Origin of the sequence: Raineyella sp. W15-4, from assembly GCF_033170155.1 — a bacterium.
Lineage (GTDB): Bacteria > Actinomycetota > Actinomycetes > Propionibacteriales > Propionibacteriaceae > Raineyella.
Genome location: NZ_CP137079.1, coordinates 1614412 through 1631016, shown reverse-complemented (window position 1 = coordinate 1631016; position 16605 = coordinate 1614412). Strand labels below are relative to the sequence as shown.

16 protein-coding genes are annotated in these 16605 nt (G+C 71.7%); 7 read left to right on the top strand and 9 right to left on the bottom strand.

Annotated elements, in window-relative coordinates:
* Positions 1 to 77 precede the first annotated feature (77 nt).
* The 3 genes from R0145_RS07575 (at position 78) to R0145_RS07565 (ending at position 4202) form a co-directional block, all read left to right on the top strand.
* Positions 78 to 1361 carry an acyl-CoA dehydrogenase family protein gene (locus tag R0145_RS07575; protein WP_317839742.1) on the top strand — a complete coding sequence of 428 codons (1284 nt, stop codon included), beginning with the start codon at positions 78 to 80 and terminating at the stop codon, positions 1359 to 1361.
* 56 nt (positions 1362 to 1417) lie between these two features.
* Positions 1418 to 2650 carry an acyl-CoA dehydrogenase family protein gene (locus tag R0145_RS07570; protein ID WP_317839741.1) on the top strand — a complete coding sequence of 411 codons (1233 nt, stop codon included), beginning with the start codon at positions 1418 to 1420 and terminating at the stop codon, positions 2648 to 2650.
* 85 nt (positions 2651 to 2735) lie between these two features.
* The gene (locus R0145_RS07565; protein ID WP_317839740.1) at positions 2736 to 4202 is read left to right on the top strand and encodes an NtaA/DmoA family FMN-dependent monooxygenase; all 1467 of its coding nucleotides are present in this window, start codon (positions 2736 to 2738) and stop codon (positions 4200 to 4202) included.
* Here R0145_RS07565 and R0145_RS07560 read toward each other — a convergent pair.
* Genes R0145_RS07560 through R0145_RS07545 form a run of 4 tightly spaced genes read right to left on the bottom strand, consistent with a single transcriptional unit; the run spans position 4122 to position 7234 of the window.
* Complete coding sequence (locus R0145_RS07560) at positions 4122 to 5336, bottom strand: class I SAM-dependent RNA methyltransferase (protein WP_317839739.1); 1215 nt, start codon at positions 5334 to 5336, stop codon at positions 4122 to 4124. The two genes, R0145_RS07565 and R0145_RS07560, sit on opposite strands and share 81 nt — an antisense overlap.
* 19 nt (positions 5337 to 5355) lie before the next feature.
* Positions 5356 to 6282: a DUF3710 domain-containing protein gene (locus tag R0145_RS07555; RefSeq protein WP_317839738.1), complete on the bottom strand. Its 927-nt coding sequence runs from the start codon at positions 6280 to 6282 to the stop codon at positions 5356 to 5358.
* Complete coding sequence (dut, locus tag R0145_RS07550; RefSeq protein ID WP_317839737.1) at positions 6279 to 6794, bottom strand: dUTP diphosphatase; 516 nt, start codon at positions 6792 to 6794, stop codon at positions 6279 to 6281. The genes R0145_RS07555 and dut overlap by 4 nt, the downstream gene beginning before the upstream one ends.
* Positions 6791 to 7234 carry a DUF3093 domain-containing protein gene (locus tag R0145_RS07545; protein ID WP_317839736.1) on the bottom strand — a complete coding sequence of 148 codons (444 nt, stop codon included), beginning with the start codon at positions 7232 to 7234 and terminating at the stop codon, positions 6791 to 6793. The genes dut and R0145_RS07545 overlap by 4 nt, the downstream gene beginning before the upstream one ends.
* An 84-nt stretch (positions 7235 to 7318) precedes the next feature.
* Here R0145_RS07545 and R0145_RS07540 point away from each other — a divergent pair, with 84 nt between their 5' ends.
* A complete protein-coding gene (locus R0145_RS07540; protein WP_317839735.1) occupies positions 7319 to 7609 on the top strand; it encodes a DUF4235 domain-containing protein in 291 nt (96 codons plus the stop codon).
* 163 nt (positions 7610 to 7772) lie between these two features.
* Here the strand turns inward: R0145_RS07540 and R0145_RS07535 are convergent, their stop codons facing one another.
* On the bottom strand, positions 7773 to 8075 hold the full coding sequence (locus R0145_RS07535) for a DUF4193 domain-containing protein (protein ID WP_317839734.1): 303 nt from the start codon (positions 8073 to 8075) through the stop codon (positions 7773 to 7775).
* 191 nt (positions 8076 to 8266) lie between these two features.
* The gene (locus tag R0145_RS07530; protein WP_317839733.1) at positions 8267 to 9319 is read right to left on the bottom strand and encodes a ferrochelatase; all 1053 of its coding nucleotides are present in this window, start codon (positions 9317 to 9319) and stop codon (positions 8267 to 8269) included.
* Between the two features lie 63 nt (positions 9320 to 9382).
* On the opposite strand from R0145_RS07530, the gene sepH reads away from it, so the two are divergent.
* On the top strand, positions 9383 to 10297 hold the full coding sequence (gene sepH, locus R0145_RS07525; protein WP_317839731.1) for a septation protein SepH: 915 nt from the start codon (positions 9383 to 9385) through the stop codon (positions 10295 to 10297).
* Here the strand turns inward: sepH and R0145_RS07520 are convergent.
* The 3 genes from R0145_RS07520 to R0145_RS07510 are packed head-to-tail and all read right to left on the bottom strand — an operon-like array spanning position 10285 to position 12758.
* Positions 10285 to 11004 (bottom strand): thymidine kinase, encoded by a 720-nt coding sequence (locus R0145_RS07520; protein ID WP_317839730.1) that lies wholly within the window; start codon positions 11002 to 11004, stop codon positions 10285 to 10287. The two genes, sepH and R0145_RS07520, sit on opposite strands and share 13 nt — an antisense overlap.
* Positions 11005 to 12174 carry an alkaline phosphatase family protein gene (locus tag R0145_RS07515; protein WP_317839729.1) on the bottom strand — a complete coding sequence of 390 codons (1170 nt, stop codon included), beginning with the start codon at positions 12172 to 12174 and terminating at the stop codon, positions 11005 to 11007. It lies immediately after the preceding gene.
* Complete coding sequence (locus R0145_RS07510) at positions 12171 to 12758, bottom strand: DUF5998 family protein (RefSeq protein WP_317839728.1); 588 nt, start codon at positions 12756 to 12758, stop codon at positions 12171 to 12173. The genes R0145_RS07515 and R0145_RS07510 overlap by 4 nt, the downstream gene beginning before the upstream one ends.
* 372 nt (positions 12759 to 13130) lie before the next feature.
* Here R0145_RS07510 and R0145_RS07505 point away from each other — a divergent pair, with 372 nt between their 5' ends.
* Both R0145_RS07505 and R0145_RS07500 read left to right on the top strand, forming a co-directional pair.
* Positions 13131 to 14009, top strand: coding sequence for a phosphatase domain-containing protein (locus tag R0145_RS07505; RefSeq protein WP_317840186.1), 879 nt, complete (start codon positions 13131 to 13133; stop codon positions 14007 to 14009).
* Between the two features lie 91 nt (positions 14010 to 14100).
* Entirely contained in the window at positions 14101 to 16605 is a 2505-nt protein-coding gene (locus R0145_RS07500) for a DNA topoisomerase IV subunit A (RefSeq protein WP_317839727.1), read from the top strand.

The following is a 16605-nucleotide window of genomic DNA, read 5'->3' as shown; positions in this document are numbered from 1 at the left end:
CCGTGTCCATCAGGAACCGCGCGGCGGTGACGAAACACCCATCGCGGCTCCGCCACCCGATGATCCCAGGAGACCCCATGCCCACCGACATCCCCTCCGGCGCCGCACCTCAGCACCGGCTGGCCCGGACCGACCGCGACGTCCTCTCCCGGCCCCTCGGTCCCGAGCCACGCCCGGAGGTCCGGGCCGCGGGCGAACGCCTCTCCCCGGTGTTCGAGGAGATCGCCGCCGGCGCCGTCCACCGCGAGACGGACCACGTCATCGACCACGATGCCGTGACGGCACTGCGGGATGCCGGTTACACCCGGCTGCGGGTGCCGGTCGAGTACGGCGGCGACGGCCTGAGCCTCGCCGAGTTCTATCCGTTCGTCGTCGCCCTCGGCGCCGCCGACCCGAACCTCGTCCAGGCACTCCGTGCCCACCTGCTGTGGGTCGAGCAGGTGCTGCTCCGCCCGGCCGGCGATCCGCTCCGCGATCGCTGGCTCACCCGCATCGCGGCGGGTGCGATCGTCGGCAACGCCGTCACGGAGACCGACAATGCCGCCGGCCAGGTCACCACCAGGGTCACACGTGACGGCGAGAGATGGCGGCTCGACGGCACGAAGTTCTACAGCACCGGGAGCCTCTACGCCGACTGGATCAACGTCCATGCCGAGGGCCCGGAGGGCACCAGCGTCTGGGTCCGGGTCCGGGCCGACGCCCCCGGGATCACCATGACCGATGACTGGGACGGTTTCGGCCAGCAACTCACCGCGTCGGGCACGACAGTGTTCCGGGACGTCACCGTCGACCCGGACGAGCTGCTCTTCCAGCAGTACAGCAGCGAGGCCAGCCACGCCCAGGCGCTGGCCCAGTCGGTCCACCTGGCCAACCTCACCGGGATCGCCGAGGCGATCGTGCGCGACACGGTCGAGTACGTCCGTCACCGCAGGCGTACGTACAGCCACGCGAACACGACCCTGCCCGCCGACGACCCGCAGGTGCAGCAGATCATCGGCGAGTTGTCGGCGGTGGCGTACGCCGCCCGGGCCACCTTCGGGACCTTCGTCGACCAACTGGAGCACGTCCAGGCCCTGGTCGCCGCCGGGGCCGCGACCGAGGACGACTTCACGGCCATCGACATCAGCGCCTACCAGGCCCAACTCGCCATCGCTCCGCAGGTGCTGCGGGCGGCGACACAGCTGTTCGAGGTCGGCGGCGCCTCCCAGACGAGCCGCTCACGGGGGCTGGACCGGCACTGGCGCAATGCCCGGGTCCTCGCCCAGCACAACCCGTTGATCTACCGCGCCCGGCTCACCGGCGCGCACCTGCTCAACGGCGGCCACCGCGCCGTCCAGTACACGGTCGGCACCGCCGGCTGACCGGTGGCCACCCCGACCGTCCCCACACCCATCACCCGACCTGCCAGGGAGATCACATGACCACGACCGGCTCACCGACCACCGACCAGCTCCGGGCCCGCTTCGCTCCCCTGCTGGAGCGCATCCACGCGGGTGCCGTGGAGCGCGAACGCGACCGTCGCCTTCCCTTCGCCGAGATCAGGGAACTCGCCGAAGCCGGGATCGGACGCCTGCGGCTGCCGATCGAACAGGGCGGCTTCGGCGCCGGGTTCGACCAGCTCACCGAGGTCCTGATCGACGTCGCCGCCGCCGACAGCAACATCGTCCAGGCTCTGCGCGGCCACATCGGATTCGTCGAGGAGGTCCTCGTCTCCGAGGACGCCGAGTACCGGTCGTTCTGGCTCCGGGAGATCGCTTCCGGGGCCTTGGTCGGCAATGCGGAAACGGAGAAGACCGGCAACTACGGCAATCCGATCACCCGCATCGTCGAACGGGACGGGAAGCTCCTCCTCAACGGCCGGAAGTACTACACCACCGGGACCATTTTCGCCGACTGGACCCGGGTGACCGCCGAACTGGTCGGCGCCGACGGCGAGAGCTCGCTGGTCCACGTCGCGGTGAGCACCGCCCAGCCCGGGGTCACCACCGTCGATGACTGGGACGGCTTCGGTCAGCGCCTGACGGCGTCGGGAACGACGACCTTCGTCGACGTGCCGGTCGATCCTCGCTTCGTCATCCCGCTCGGCCGCGATCGCACCCTGATCTGGCCGATCTACCAGCTCAATCTGCTGTCCGCGCTGGTGGGGATCGCCGAGGCGGCGACCAGCGAGATCGTCCGATTCGTCCAGGCCAAGTCACGCAACGCCTGGAACCCACTGGTGGCCCCGTCCCACGACGAGGCGGCCCTGTTCACCGTCGGCACCGTACGGAGTCGCACCACGCTGGTCCGAGCAGGTGTGCTGGAGGGGTCACGCCGGGTGGGTGCCGCCCTCGAGCTGCACCGCGCGGGCATCATCACCGACCTCGACTTCGACAGTGCCGAGGCGTATGTGGCCCAGCTGTGGTCCGTCGTGATCGAGGACGTCCTCGGGATCACCTCGCGGATCTTCGAGGTCGGCGGCGCCTCGGCGACGGCCTCCTCCCGGCAGCTGGATCGGCTGTGGCGCAACGCGCGCACCATCTCCTCGAACAACCCGAGCTTCCACCAGGCCCGGACAGTGGGTGACCACGAGCTGAACGGTGTGCCGGTCGCCTCGTTCATCCACGCCGCACTGGCGCCCATCCCGCAGCCGGACGCGGTCACCGCCTGAGCCGACCGCAGCACGTGGCCGCCCCGCACCTCGCCGGGGGCGGCCACGGACCCCTCCTGACCCCGACCCGGACCGAGACCCACGGATGACCGACACGCCCCTCGCCTTCAACGCGTTCCTGATGAACACCCCCAGTCACATCCACCATGGCCAATGGCGCCACCCCGACGCCCACCAGGTCGATTTCAACGACCTGCAGTTCTGGGTCGGACTGGCCCGTACGCTCGAGGACGGCCTCTTCGACGCGATGTTCTTCGCCGACGTCACCGGACTGTACGGTCCGGCGGACGGCCGCTTCGACGCCAACGTCACCGAGGGCCTGCAGATCCCCTCCAACGACCCGGCGGTGCTGATCAGCGCACTGGCGCTGGCGACCGAGAACATCGGCCTGGCCTACACCTCGAACATCATGCAGAACCCGCCGTTCAACTTCGCACGCCAGATCTCCACCCTCGATCACCTGACCGCGGGACGGGTGGCCTGGAACATCGTCACCTCCACCCAGGAGAACGCCGCCCGCAACTTCAACCTGCCCGGGCTGGTCGACCACGACGCCCGCTACGACTGGGCCGACGAGTACGTCGACGTCCTGTACCAGCTCTGGGAGGGGTCCTGGGACGAGGGCGCGGTCCTGGTGGACCGGATCGGCAACCGGTACGCCGACCCGCGCCGGGTGCACAAGATCCACCATCGCAGCGACCACTACGCGGTCGAGGGACCGCACCTGGTGCAGCCGTCGCCCCAACGTACGCCACTGTTGTTCCAGGCCGGCGGGTCCCCGCGCGGCATCGCCTTCGCCGCCCGGCACGCCGAGGCCGTCTTCATCACCACGCCGAACCCGGAGGTGGCCCGGCGCCACATCGCCGACACCCGCCGGCTCGCCCGCTCGTCCGGACGGCGGCCGGAGGACATCCTGTTCTTCCAGGGACTGACCTTCGTCGTCGGGGAAACCGATGACGAGGTCCGCGCGAAGCTGGCCGACTACACCGCCTACAGTTCCGTGCTGGGTTACCAGCTGCACACCGCCCTCGGCGTCCTCCCGGACGGTTCGCAATTGCCTCCGGAGACCCCGCTGAAGGACATCCCGAACAACGGTGGCCGGGGCCACGTCGACTGGGTGAGCGCTGCGGTCGACGGCCGTGAGCCGACCCTCGGGGACCTGGTCGGCGACCGGATCCGGCGCGGGCTGGTGGCCGGCACACCGGACCGGATCGCCGACGTGCTGGCGGAGTACCGGGCCGCCGGGGTGGACGGGATCAACGTCATCAACTGGCGGCTGCCGGGCAGCTACGAGGAGTTCAACCGGCTGCTCCTGCCGACCCTGCAGCGGCGCGGACTCGCCAAGGAGGCCTACCGGCCGGGCACCCTGCGTCGGAAGCTCTTCGGCACCGATCGTCTCCCCGACCGGCACCCGGCGGCCCGTTACCGCGGCGCGTTCGCGACGGCGGCCGCAGTGCCGGATGAGGCGCCCTCAGTGCCGGATGGCCGGCACGCAGATGACCACGCACTCGACGTGGTGGGTGTTCGGGAACAGGTCGAAGGCCCGCAGTGAGGCCAGCTCGTAGCCCTGGCGCCGGAGCCGGCCGAGGTCACGGCCCAGGGCCGCGGGGTCACAGGCGACGTACGCGATGGCCCGGGGGTTGCGGTCGGCGACCGCATCGATGACGTCCTTGCCGGCACCGGTCCGGGGCGGGTCCAGCACCACCAGGTCGGTGGACCGGGGCATCCGGCGCAGCACCCGGTCGACCCGGCCGGCGGTGAACCGCGCCGCCGGGACGTTGCTCCGGGCCAGCTCGATCGCCCGGTTGTCGACCTCGACGCCCCACATCCGGACCCCGGCATCGGAGAGTGCCCCGGCGAAGAGCCCCACACCGCAGTAGAGGTCGAAGCCCCGTTCCCCGTCCTGGGCCGCCAGCGGCTCCAGGACGGCGCTCGCCAAGGTGTCGGCGGCGTCCGGGTGGACCTGCCAGAAGCCCTCGGCGTCGACCCGCCAGTCCCGGCTGGCGGCCCGTTCGACCAGCTCGTCGGGGCCATCGGTGACGACGCCGTCGACGAGGACGGTGGTCGTCCCGGTGGCCGCGGTGACCACCCGCAGCGCGTGATCGTCGTCATCGCCGAGGGCCGCGGCCAGTGTGTGCGGGTCGGGCTGGGTGGACACGGCCAGCGGACAGCCGCCGTCCGGGACGTCGATCAGCTCGTTGCTGCGGTGGAGCCGCATCGCCGCGCGGCCGTGCCGGGCGACGTACGCCATCCGGGTGCGCCAGCCGAAGCCGCCCCCGGGCAGCGGCTCGACCTCGACGTCGACGTCGAGGTCGGCCAGGTGGGCCAGTTGTTCGCGCAGCACGGCGGCCTTCAGTCCGCGCTGGGTCGCCGGATCGGCATGCTGGAAGTCACAGCCGCCGCACCTGCCCGGTCCGGCGATCGGACAGCGGGGCGCCACCCGGCCCGGCGCGGCCCGGAGGATCTCGACCGCGTCGCCGCGCCAGAACCGGTCGTGCGAGGTGTCGGTCAGCGCCACCCGGACCGACTCGCCGGGCAGGGCGTGCCGGACGAAGATGACCCGGCCGTCGAGCCGGGCCACGCAGTGGCCGCCGTGGGCGACCGGCCCGACGTCGACCGGCCCGACGATGCTACCGACCCCGACGATGCTACCGACCCCGACAGTGGTGACCGTGTCCTCGGCCATCTCAGCGTCCTCGGCCACGTCAGCCCTGGATCGCGCTCGACTGGCCGGTCGGATCGGGCAGCGTACGCCGCTGGCCCTCCGCCTCGGCCTGGGCCTCGGTCTCCGCCTGGGTGGCCGACCGGATCTGCTCGTCGAGCTCCGGCGGCAGGCTCAGGGCAATGATGCTCCCGGGCGGCATCGGCGACTCGCCGCGACGGACGATGGTGTCGCGGAGCACCTCACGCAGTTCGGCGGTGACCGCCTCGTCGGCGTAGTCGATCGCAGCCCGGCCGTACACGACGGCGCGCAGGGCCCAGCGCGGCCCCTCGATCATCAGCATCCGGGTCGGCTGCAGCCCCTGCTGTCCGTCCGGGGTGACCACCGGCATCATCCGGCGGACCTCGACCCCGAACGGCCCCTCGGCCAGTTCGGCCGTGCCGCCCTGCTGACGGGCCAGCTCGGCGACTTCCTGGCGGACTTCGGCCCACAGTCCGCCGCTGCGCGGCGCGGCGTAGACACTCAGCTCCATCGCGGACTCGTCGTGCAACAGCAGCACCGCGGTCGCGCGGGCGGAGGTCTGCTCCACCTGGAACCGCACCTCCATGCCGTCGATCGGCGTGATGACCAGGGCCCCGAGGTCCATCCGTCCCACCGGGTCGCCCTCGAGGTCGACCTCGTCGATGTCGAAAGGCCCGTCCTGGCGCCAGTCGCGGGCATCCACCGCGACCCACGGATCCTCCGGCTCGGCCCCGCGCCAGTCGACCGGCCGGTCGGCCTCCGTCGTCGCGTCCTCGGTGGACGCTGCCCCGCCGGAACCGGCCTCGTCCGCCGCGGCGGACGCCTCGGTGTCGGTGGTCTCCGTGGTGTCGGTGGTCTCCGTCGTGTCGGCGTCCGTCACCGTGTCCGGGCGCTCCTCCTCCGGGTCCGCGGCGTCGCGGCGGGCCTTGCGCTTGCGTCCGAAGATCATGCGTTCTCCTGTCCTGCGGACGACCGGGTGCCGGTCGAGCCGTGTCCATCGGTGCCCCGTTCCGAGGCCGGCAGTTCGGTGACCTCGGTGAACGCGGCGCGCAGCACCGGCTGGATCACCAGCTGCGCGATGCGGTCGCCGCGACGGATCCGGATCGTCCGGTGCCGGTCGGTGTTGATCAGGCACACCTTGACCTCACCACGATATCCGGCATCCACGGTACCCGGGCTGTTGACGATGCTGAGCCCCTCCCGCGCCGCCAGCCCGGAGCGTGGGTGGACGAAAGCAGCAGTGCCCGGCGGGATCGCCAGGGCGATGCCGGTACCGACCAGGCAGCGCTCCCCCGGCGCCAGGTCGACGTCCTCGGCGGCATGCAGGTCGGCGCCCGCGTCGAGCGCCCGCGCGTACGTCGGGAGCGGCAGGTCCGGATCCAGCCGGACGATCCGGACCGCGACCGTGCGCTCCTCGCCCTCGGTGCCGACCTCCCGCCGTGGCGACTCGGCCGGGCTCATCGGTGCGCCGCCCGGCGGATCGCGTCGGCGAGCTCCTCGGGGTGACGCGAGCTCACCAGCCAGTACGGGTGCGGGTCGGCCGGGTCGGCCAGAGTCACCTCGACCGCCCGGCGGACGTAGGGCCGGGTGACGAGGAAGGCACGGGGGTCCGCGCCGCGCCCCAGCCGGTCCCGCGACTCCTCCGCTGTCAGGGCACGGGCGTCGGCGACGTACGGCCACTCCACCAGGTTGCGACCCACCCGCAGGCCGACCGGCTCGAGCGCGATGCGGATGCTGCCCGCGGCCGCCGCCCCGGCGGCGAGGGCCACCAGGCCGAGGGTGACAGCCCCAGCGATCCGCGGCGGCTGGTAGACGAAGTAGACGACCGCCACAGAGAGGATCACCCCGGCGATCACCACGATCCACCACCAGGACAGCAGGAGTCGTTCCCGATATGCCACGGACCTACCTAACCATCTCCTTGCTCCAGGACGGCACCGCCGCCCTAGGATGGACCCATCGCTCGCTCGTGTGAAGGGATCCCGATGGCCATCGCCGACGCTCTCGTGTACAAGGTCTACACCGCGGTCGCGGGGGCCGCGGCCACCGTGGTGACGCACAAGCTGCTCACCGCCGGATGGCAGTACGTCACCGGGGAGGAGCCGCCGGAGCCGACCGATCCGGAGGCCGATGCCACCGCGGCGATCCTGTGGGCTCTGGCCAGCGCCGCCGGTCTGGCCGTCGCCCAGGTGGTGGCACAGCGGGTCGGCACCCGCTATCTGTTGTCCCGCGGCGGCAAGAAGCCGAAGCCGCACCGGATCGCAATGAAGATCTGATCCGAGCTCGACCCTCAGCCCGTCGACCCTCAGCCCTCAGCGGGACGCACGAAGGCCAACGGGACGCACGAAGGGCTCAGGTGTGGTCACCTGAGCCCCTTCGATGCCGCTCGGCCCGCGGCGTCGGCCGACCTCTGCCCACCGACCTGCGGCAGGCGGGAGATCAGCCGCGGACGCAGTCGGTGCAGTAGATGAGATCGCCGTCGATCTTGGCGATCTGGCTGCGCTTGCGCACCAGGAAGCAACTGGCGCAGGTGAACTCGTCCTGCTGCTTGGGCAGCACCTTGACGGTCAGTTCCTCGTGGGAGAGGTCGGCGCCGGGGAGTTCGAACGACTCGGCGGCCGCCACCTCGTCCTCGTCCACGTTGCCCGACTGTTGGTCGTTGCGACGGTTCTTGAGGGCTTCGAGCGAGTCCTCGCTCACATCCTCCTCGTTCTTACGAGGAGCGTCGTAATCAGTGGCCATTCCTGCCTTCCCCATCACGGCCCCTGCAGTCGCTGCGGGGCCACCTCGGTGGACCAATACAGGGGCATTCATACCATGGCTGTCAAGTCCCCGGACCGGACGGATTCGCACCACCGGCCGGCCACCACGACGTCCGGTAGGACACATCCGGTGCCTCGTGGCGGTCCGGGGCGGGCCGTCCGGTCAGCGCGTCACCGTCCCGGCGCGACGGTGCGGGCAGGGCGGTCTGGACGGGGGCAGCACCCGGTCGGACACCCGACCGGGTCGGCGGCGGTGGCGATCAGCCGGTCCACGAGTCCCGCGACGAACGCCGGGTGGGTGCCCGCGGTGGCGGCCCGGCACATCGCCAGGCCCAGCTCCCGCGCCGTGGCCGCCGCCTCCACGTCCAGGTCGTAGACGACCTCCATGTGGTCGCTGACGAACCCGATCGGCGCGACGACGACCGCCGGCACGCCCCGGGCAGCGAGCGACCGCAAGGCGTCCCTGACGTCGGGTTCCAGCCACGGCACCGCCGCCGGCCCCGAGCGGGAGCAGTACCCGATGCCGTGCGCCGGAACGCCGCCGGCGTCGGTCCGTAGCCCGGCGAGGATCCGCTCTGCCACGGTCTGCAGCGTGCCGACGTACGCCCCACCGGGATTCCCCTCCCGCTCCGGTGAGCCGGCCGGACCGGAGGTCCGGGCCATCGCCAGCGGGATGGAGTGGGTGACGAACAGGACGTACGGATCGGGGTGACCCTGGGCGACGAGCGCGGCCCGGGCGGCCCGGATCGCGTCGAGGTTGGCGGTGACGAACCCGTCGTCGAGGGCGTACGGCCGCACCGTGTCGACCCGTAACCCGGGCGGGCAGTGCCGGTCGACGTCCGCCAGGTACTGGCGACAGCCGGAGTAGGAGGGGTAGGCGCTGGTCGTGACGGCCAGCACCCGTCGGGCGCCGCGGGTCGCGAGGTCGGCGAGGACGTCCGCCACGTACGGTGCCCAGTTCCGGTTGCCCCACACCACGGGGATGTCGATCCTGCGGGCGGCCAACTCGCTCCGCAGCGCGGCCAGCAGGGCCCGGTTCTGGTCGTTGATCGGGCTGCGGCCGCCGAACCGGCGGTAGTGTTCACCGACGATCGCGAGCCGTGCCTCCGGGATGTCCTTGCCGCGGGTGACGTTGCGCAGGAACGGCACGACGTCCTGCTGATGCTCCGGCCCGCCGAAGGAGAGGAGCAGAACGGCGTCGTAGCGGGAGAGCGGGGAGGTCACCCCGTGAGTCTAGGTTGAGGGTTGCGCTGGGGCGCGCCCGTCCACCGGGGTATCTTGGCCGGCATGGACAGCTCTCTGACACTGCGCGAGATCCAGGACCGTCTGCGGTCCGGGTCGAGTGTCGAGGAGGTCGCCCTCGATGCGGGGGTCGAGCCCGCCGAACTCGCCGGGTACGCCGTCCCGATCCTGGCCGAACGTGAGCACATCGCCGACCTCGCCCGGGAGGCCAACGTCCGTCGCGCCGGTGATTCGCCGGCACATCGGGGGCTGGAGGCCGTCGTCACCGAGCAGCTCCGCGCCCTGGACCTCGATCCGCACACCGTGGAGTGGTCCGCGGCCCGGGTGGAGCGCCGCCGCTGGCAGGTGATCGCCGAGCTGCCCACCGACGACGGGGGCCGCCGGGCGGTGTTCAACTTCGACGTCGACGGACGCTACTCGGTGGCCGCCAACGAGGACGCCCGGTGGATGCTCGGCGAGTTGCCGCTGCCGCCGCTCGACCTGGACACCGAGCCGACCCTGGAGCTGACCGAGGAGGAGCGCCGCGCCCGGATGGCGCCGGAGGACGACCTCGACGAGGACTGGGACGACGAGGGTCCGACCGAGATGGACACGCTCTACGAGATGATGAGCACCTACGAGGACACCCTGTCCGGGTACGAGGACACGCTCAGCATGCTGCGTGGCGTCGACGGGGACCGCGAGGAGTACTCGGGTCCCCGCTTGGTGCCCGATCTCCCCGGGGACGAGGATGCCGAGCCGGGCGCCCCGGACGGGGACGAGGACGACGAGTCGCGACGTCCCTCGAACCGGGCGGCGTCCCGCGCCGCCGCGCAGCGGCGTCCCCAGCCCGGCGCCGACCAGCCGCCGTTGGTGGAGGGCGACGCCCCGCCGCCGCGCCGGCGGACTCCCCGGAAGCGGGCGCACGTGCCGAGCTGGGACGAGATCGTCTTCGGCAGCGGCTCCGATCAGGATTCCTGATCCTCCGACACCGCGAGAGTCTCCTGGTCGACAGTGAGCGGCTCCTGGTCGGGGGACGCCAGCGGTAGCGGCTCGGCCGCCGATCCGAGCGCGACCACCTTGCGGGTGGTGCCGGACCGATGGTGTTTGCGGCACAACACCTCGTACCCGACGACCCCGCCGTCACCGCTGCCGCCGGCGGTGACGTCGCCGATCAGCTTCTGGTCCCCCTCGGTGACGATCCAGCCGTCGACGGTGCGGGTGTTGGTGGTGGCCTTGGCACCGCACCAGCACAGCGGGGTCACCTGCAGCGTCTCCAGCCGATCGGCGAGCTCCACCAGGCGGCGGGAGCCGGGGAAGATCTCGGTCCGGAAATCGGTCAGCAACCCGAAGGCGTACACGTCCAGGCCCAGCTCGTCGACGATCCGCGCCAGCTGGTCGACGTGCACCGGCCGGTAGAACTGCGCCTCGTCGCAGATCAGGTACTCCAGCCGCTCCCCGTGGGTGAGTTCGCCGATGACGTGGTGCCAGAAGTCGAACCCGTCGGTCACCTCGACGGCCTCCCGGCTCAGCCCCAGCCGTGAGGTGACGACCTGCCGGCCGGCCCGGTCATCGCAGGTGAACACCCGGCCGCGTCGCCCGCCGGTGGTCATGGTGTGGTCCAGTTGCAGGGCCAGGGTCGACTTGCCGGACTCCATCACGCCGGTGAAGAAGACCAGTTCGGCCATTCAGTCCACCACCAGGGGGACGTACATCTCGGCGGCGGTCAGCGACCCGTGCATGCCGACCAGAGCGAGTTCGCCGGGCAGCGTACGGGTCATCACCGCCCAGTCCGCCAGCATCGCCACCACGACGTCGCCGTAGCGGGGCAGCACCTCGGGATCGACCTCCCCGTACCACCCCTCGGCGATCGCCTCGGCGCGGCTGCGGACCAGGGCGTACGGACCGAGTTCCCGGCGCCACCGGTCGGCGACCGCGTCGGCGCACCCCGGCGCGGTGTAGAGCTGGCGGAACCGCCCCTCGCCGGCGACCAGTTCGACGTCGCCCTGCAGGGCGGCGACGTCCTCGACGACGAGACGGTGTTCCTCGGGGATGTCGACCATTCCGTGGTCCCCGGTGATCACCATCCGGACGTCGTCGGGCAGCTCCTCGCGGACCCGTTCGAGCATCGCGTCGATGCGGCGCAACTGGTGGCGCCACTCGCCGGAGTCGACTCCGCGAGCGTGCCCGGTGTGGTCGAGTTCACGTTCGTATGCGTAGACGACACTGCGCGGACCGGCCGTGGCCGCGTCCAGGATCGCGGCGACCCGGCCGTCCTCGTCGCGCTCGTCGTGGATCGGGTGGAAGCGGGGGCCGTCGAGGGCGACCCGGGTCAGCCCGGAGCCCTCGAACCGGGCCGGGGCCACCATCCCGACCGCGATGCCGGCGTCGGCGAAGGCCTGCAGCCGGGTCGGGTGCGGCTGCAGGGAGACCGGATCGTCCTCCCCCTCCCAGGTGAGCATGTTGAGGAAGGCGCCGGTGCGCGGATGTCGGGCCGAGTAGCCGATGATCCCGTGCCGGCCGGGCACCAGGCCGGTGCCGAGGCTGGTCAGGCTCGTCACGGTGGTCGAGGGCAGCCCGCTGGTGAAGCCGTCGACCGGCGGATGGTTCCCCTCGCCGCGCAGCAGCGAGGCCAGGTACGGGGCGTGGTCGGCGTGGTCCGCGAGTTGCAGCTGACCCAGCCCGTCGACCAGGACCAGTACCCACCGGTCACCCGCCGGCAACCCGAGCGGGTCCGCTCCCCCGAGGCCCAGCCGGGCCCCGATCGCCGGCAGGACGTCGCACAGCGATCCGTGGTGGTATCGCGGCAGGGTCACCTGGTCGGCCGCGGGGTACACCGGGCCCGCCAGCGGTGTCATGAGATGTTCGTGGAGCGCTGCAGGGCCAGACCGAAACGGACCAGCTGGCCGACCCCCTCGGTGCCGTCGGCGTCGCTGCTCATCCGCAGCACCAGGTCGTCGCCGACCAGCTGACCGGTGAGACCGTGGTCGGCGTCGCAGTCGGGGTTGTCACAGGTGGCGGGTTCCAGGTCGATCCGGGAGGCGAAACCCCAGGCCACGGTGAGCAGCGCTTCCTGCACCGCCACCTGGTCCGGTCGGTAGCGGCTCGGCTCGTTGACGATCCGGCTCAGGCTCACCGAGGCGATCCGCCGCAGCCCGACCACCTCGCTGGTGGAGGCCGCCTGGGCCCCGAAGCCGGCGGTGGCGTCGGCGTCGTCGGTGTGGTTGATGATCAGCCTGGTCGGCGTCAGCACCGCCACGGTCACGTGTCGGTGGATGCCGTCGGGGGTGATGGTCGGTTCGTGCTGCACGACGTACGAGACCATCGCCTCCTCGCCCAGCGAGAGCATCACGCTGTCGAAGACGAGGGCCGGGAAGTACCCGCAGGCCTCGATCGCGGTGCGCAGCTCGTCCGTGCCCGTCAGCTGTTCCGGTCCACTCACCCGGCCATCTTCGCACACCCCGGCGGATCCGCCGGGTCCCTGGCGTGATCGAGCGGATTCACAGGCCCGCCGGACCGGCCACCGGGGGCATCGGTGGAAGGCCCCGGGACCATCGGCGGGACGACCCGCCGGGGGCCGCGGGACCGACCGGCGACTGCCGTGATCCGTCCCGGGGTGTGTAGTGTCGGGGCCATGTCGCGATCGTTCTTCGCTGCCCGCGTCGAGGAGGCGTTGAACCGGGCGATAGGCCGGGTGCTGCGCCGGCTCGGCTGGAAGGAGCGCGTCGTCGCCTACACCGGCTACGGCGATCCGACGTTCGTCCGGGTGATGGCCCGCCTCACCCTGGCGCCGGAACGGTCCGCCTCCGGGGTGATCGGCCGGGAGCTGCTCAAGCGCCGCGGCTGGCGCAACTTCCTCGCCCAGCCCGTGGTCCGCGGCACCATCGTGGTGCACACCTCCCGCGGCCCGATCGAGGTGCCCACCGACCGGTCCGGCTACATCGACGTACGACTGGAGAACGGCAGCCTGCCCGCCGGGTGGCAGCGGATCGAGTACTCCACCGTCGACGGCCGGACCACGTCCGGCGATGTCCAGATCATCGATCCCTCGATCGACTTCGGCATCATCTCCGACATCGACGACACGATCATCTCGACGATGCTGCCGCGGCTGATGCTCGCGGCCTGGAACTCCTTCGTCGTGCACGAGTCGGCCCGCCAGGCGGTGCCCGGCATGGCCCGGCTCTACCGGGACCTGCTCGCCGAGCACCCCGGTGCCCCGCTGGTCTTCGTCTCCACCGGCTCGTGGAACACCCAGCCGACGCTGACCCGGTTCCTGCACTCGCGGCGGTTCCCGCTCGGCGCCATGCTGCTCACCGACTGGGGCCCGACCTCCACCGGCTGGTTCCGCTCCGGCCGGGCGCACAAGGAGCGGGAGGTACGTCAGCTCGCCCGCGACTTCCCCGCCATCCGCTGGGTGTTGGTCGGCGACGACGGGCAGCACGACCCGGCGATCTACGGCCGGTTCAGCCACGAGTATCCCGATCACGTCCGGGCGGTCGCCATCCGCCAGCTGACCCCGGCGGAGCAGGTGCTGGCGCACGGTACGCTCGACAGTCTGGAGAGCGAGCAGATGGACCGTACGCACTCCGTCCCGTGGCTCACCGGCCAGGACGGCTGGGAGATCCACGTGAAGCTGGATGCGGCGCTGTCCGGGCAGGACCCGGAGACGCCCCGCGCCGACACGCCATAGCCCCGGTCGGCGGAGGACGGCTCCGCAGCAGCGACAATTCCGCTTGTCGACGCGGGTCCGTGGCTCGCCGGGGCAGAAGGGAAGGACCGCGATGGCTCGCAGGAGCAGCACCGTCGACGAGGAGGAGTTCGAGGAACACGTCATCGACGTCGACGTCTCCGACGAGATGCAGTCGTCGTTCCTCGAGTATGCCTACTCGGTGATCTACGCCCGGGCGCTCCCCGACGCCCGGGACGGCCTCAAGCCAGTGCAGCGGCGCATCCTCTACTCGATGAACGAGATGGGCCTGCGCCCGGACCGGGCCCACGTCAAGTGCGCCCGGGTGGTCGGCGAGGTGATGGGCAAGTACCACCCGCACGGCGACAGCGCCATCTACGACGCACTGGTCCGACTCGGCCAGCCGTGGGCGATGCGACTGCCGATGGTCGACTCCCACGGCAACTTCGGCTCCCTGGACGCCGGACCCGCCGCGATGCGGTACACGGAGTGCCGGATGGCGCCGGCCGCGCTGGCGATGACCGAGGGGCTCGACCTTGACACCGTCGACTTCCGGCCCAACTACGACGGTCACGAGACCGAGCCGGCGGTCCTGCCGGCCTCCTTCCCGAACCTGCTGGTGAACGGCTCCACCGGCATCGCGGTCGGCATGGCGACGAACATCCCGCCGCACAACCTGATCGAGGTGGTGCACGCGCTGCGGCACCTGCTCAGCCACCCCGACGCCGATCTCGACACCATCATGCGGTTCGTCCCGGGTCCCGACTTCGCCTCCGGCGGCACGATCGTCGGTCTGGAGGGCATCCGCGAGGCGTACGAGTCGGGCCGGGGCACCTTCCGGATCCGCGCCAACGCTCGGATCGAGCAGCTCACCGCGCGGCGTCAGGGGATCGTCGTCACCGAGCTGCCGCCGATGATCGGGCCGGAGAAGATCATCGAGCAGATCAAAGTGCTGGTGCAGGGCAAGAAGCTGCAGGGCGTCTCCGATGTCAAGGACCTCGCCGACCTGCAGCATCCCACCCGGCTGGTGATCGAGGTCAAGAACGGCTTCAACCCGGAGGCGCTGCTGGAGCAGCTCTACCGCCGGACGAAGCTGGAGGACTCGTTCGGGATCAACACCGTCGCGCTGGTCGACGGCCAGCCGCGGACGCTGGGCCTGATCGAGGCCCTGCAGGTCTACCTCGACCACCGTCTCGACGTCATCCTGCGCCGCTCGCTGTTCCAGCGGACCCGCGCCGAGGAGAGGCTGCACCTGGTCGAGGGCCTGCTGATCGCCATCCTCGACATCGACGACGTGATCGCCATCGTGCGGCAGTCGGAGGATGCCGCCGAGGCGAAGGCCCGACTGATCGAGGCTTTCGACCTCACCGAGGTGCAGGCGACGTACATCCTCGACATGCAGCTGCGCCGGTTGACCCGCTTCTCCCGGCTGGAGCTGGAGGGGGAACGCGACGAGCTGACCGCCCGGATCGCGGCACTGACCGAGATCATCGAGTCCGACGAGAAGCTGCGCGCCCTGGTCGGCGACGAGCTGACCGCGGTCGCCACCGCGTACGGGGACGCCCGCCGCACCGTGCTGCTCTCCTCCGCCGGGGTCTCTGCCACGGCGGCCGCCGGCCCGCTGGAGATCAGCGACGACCCGTGCTGGGTGGTGGCCTCGGCGACCGGGCTGCTGGCCCGCACCTCGACCGCGGATCCGCTGCCCGCCGAGGGGCCCCGCACCGGGCACGACGTCATCACGGCGGTGGTCCGGACCACCGCCCGCTCGGAGATCGGGGTGGTCACCTCGACCGGGCTGGTGCACAAGCTGTCCGCGCTGGACCTGCCGGTGCTGCCCCCCACCGCCGCCGCCCCGAACCTGCAGGGCGGTTCCCGGCTGTCGGAACTGCTGGCGCTGGAGCCCGGGGAGGAGTTCCGGGCCCTGGTGCCGCTCGACCCGGACTCCCCCGGGCTGGCCGTCGGCACCCGCCGTGGGGTGGTCAAGGTGGTGCGGCCGGAGATCCTCACCCGGTCCGAGTGGGAGGTGATCCGGCTCGAGGACGGTGACGAGGTCACCGGGGCGGCCTGGCTGGGCGGTCGCACCGACGCCGAGCTGTGCTTCGTCACCTCCGATGCTCAGCTGCTGCACTTCCCGCTGAGCGCCGTACGCTCCCAGGGACGGACCGGCGGCGGCGTCGCCGGTGTCAAGCTCAATCCTGGCGCCCGGGTGGTGTTCTTCGGCGTCGTGCCGGCTGATGGGTCGGTGGTGGTCACCCTCGCCGCGGCGTCGGGCGCGCTGCTGGGCGCGGAGGCCGGCAGCGTGAAGGTGGCCCGGTTCGAGGAGTTCCCGGGCAAGGGCCGGGCCACCCAGGGCGTCCGGTGCCATCGGTTCCTCAAGGGTGAGGACGAGCTGGCGTCGGCCTGGGCCGGACCGGCGCCGGCCATCGCCTGCGCCGCCTCGGGGGCGCCGATCGACCTGCCGCCCGCCGACGGGCGCCGCGACGGCTCGGGGCATCCGCTGGCCCAGCCGATCCTGGCGATCGGCAGCCGGACCTTCCCGGCCGCGGCGGCCGGTCCACGTCCCGCGGCCCCGGAGGGTGGTCCCGGTCTCCCGGAGTAG

Coding starts and splice junctions, on each gene's coding strand:
- R0145_RS07575 (WP_317839742.1), top strand. CDS start 78: ATGCCCACCGACATCCCCTCCGGCGCCGCACCTCAGCACCGGCTGGCC.
- R0145_RS07570 (WP_317839741.1), top strand. CDS start 1,418: ATGACCACGACCGGCTCACCGACCACCGACCAGCTCCGGGCCCGCTTC.
- R0145_RS07565 (WP_317839740.1), top strand. CDS start 2,736: ATGACCGACACGCCCCTCGCCTTCAACGCGTTCCTGATGAACACCCCC.
- R0145_RS07560 (WP_317839739.1), bottom strand. CDS start 5,336: ATGGCCGAGGACACGGTCACCACTGTCGGGGTCGGTAGCATCGTCGGG.
- R0145_RS07555 (WP_317839738.1), bottom strand. CDS start 6,282: ATGATCTTCGGACGCAAGCGCAAGGCCCGCCGCGACGCCGCGGACCCG.
- dut (WP_317839737.1), bottom strand. CDS start 6,794: ATGAGCCCGGCCGAGTCGCCACGGCGGGAGGTCGGCACCGAGGGCGAG.
- R0145_RS07540 (WP_317839735.1), top strand. CDS start 7,319: ATGGCCATCGCCGACGCTCTCGTGTACAAGGTCTACACCGCGGTCGCG.
- R0145_RS07535 (WP_317839734.1), bottom strand. CDS start 8,075: ATGGCCACTGATTACGACGCTCCTCGTAAGAACGAGGAGGATGTGAGC.
- sepH (WP_317839731.1), top strand. CDS start 9,383: ATGGACAGCTCTCTGACACTGCGCGAGATCCAGGACCGTCTGCGGTCC.
- R0145_RS07520 (WP_317839730.1), bottom strand. CDS start 11,004: ATGGCCGAACTGGTCTTCTTCACCGGCGTGATGGAGTCCGGCAAGTCG.
- R0145_RS07515 (WP_317839729.1), bottom strand. CDS start 12,174: ATGACACCGCTGGCGGGCCCGGTGTACCCCGCGGCCGACCAGGTGACC.
- R0145_RS07500 (WP_317839727.1), top strand. CDS start 14,101: ATGGCTCGCAGGAGCAGCACCGTCGACGAGGAGGAGTTCGAGGAACAC.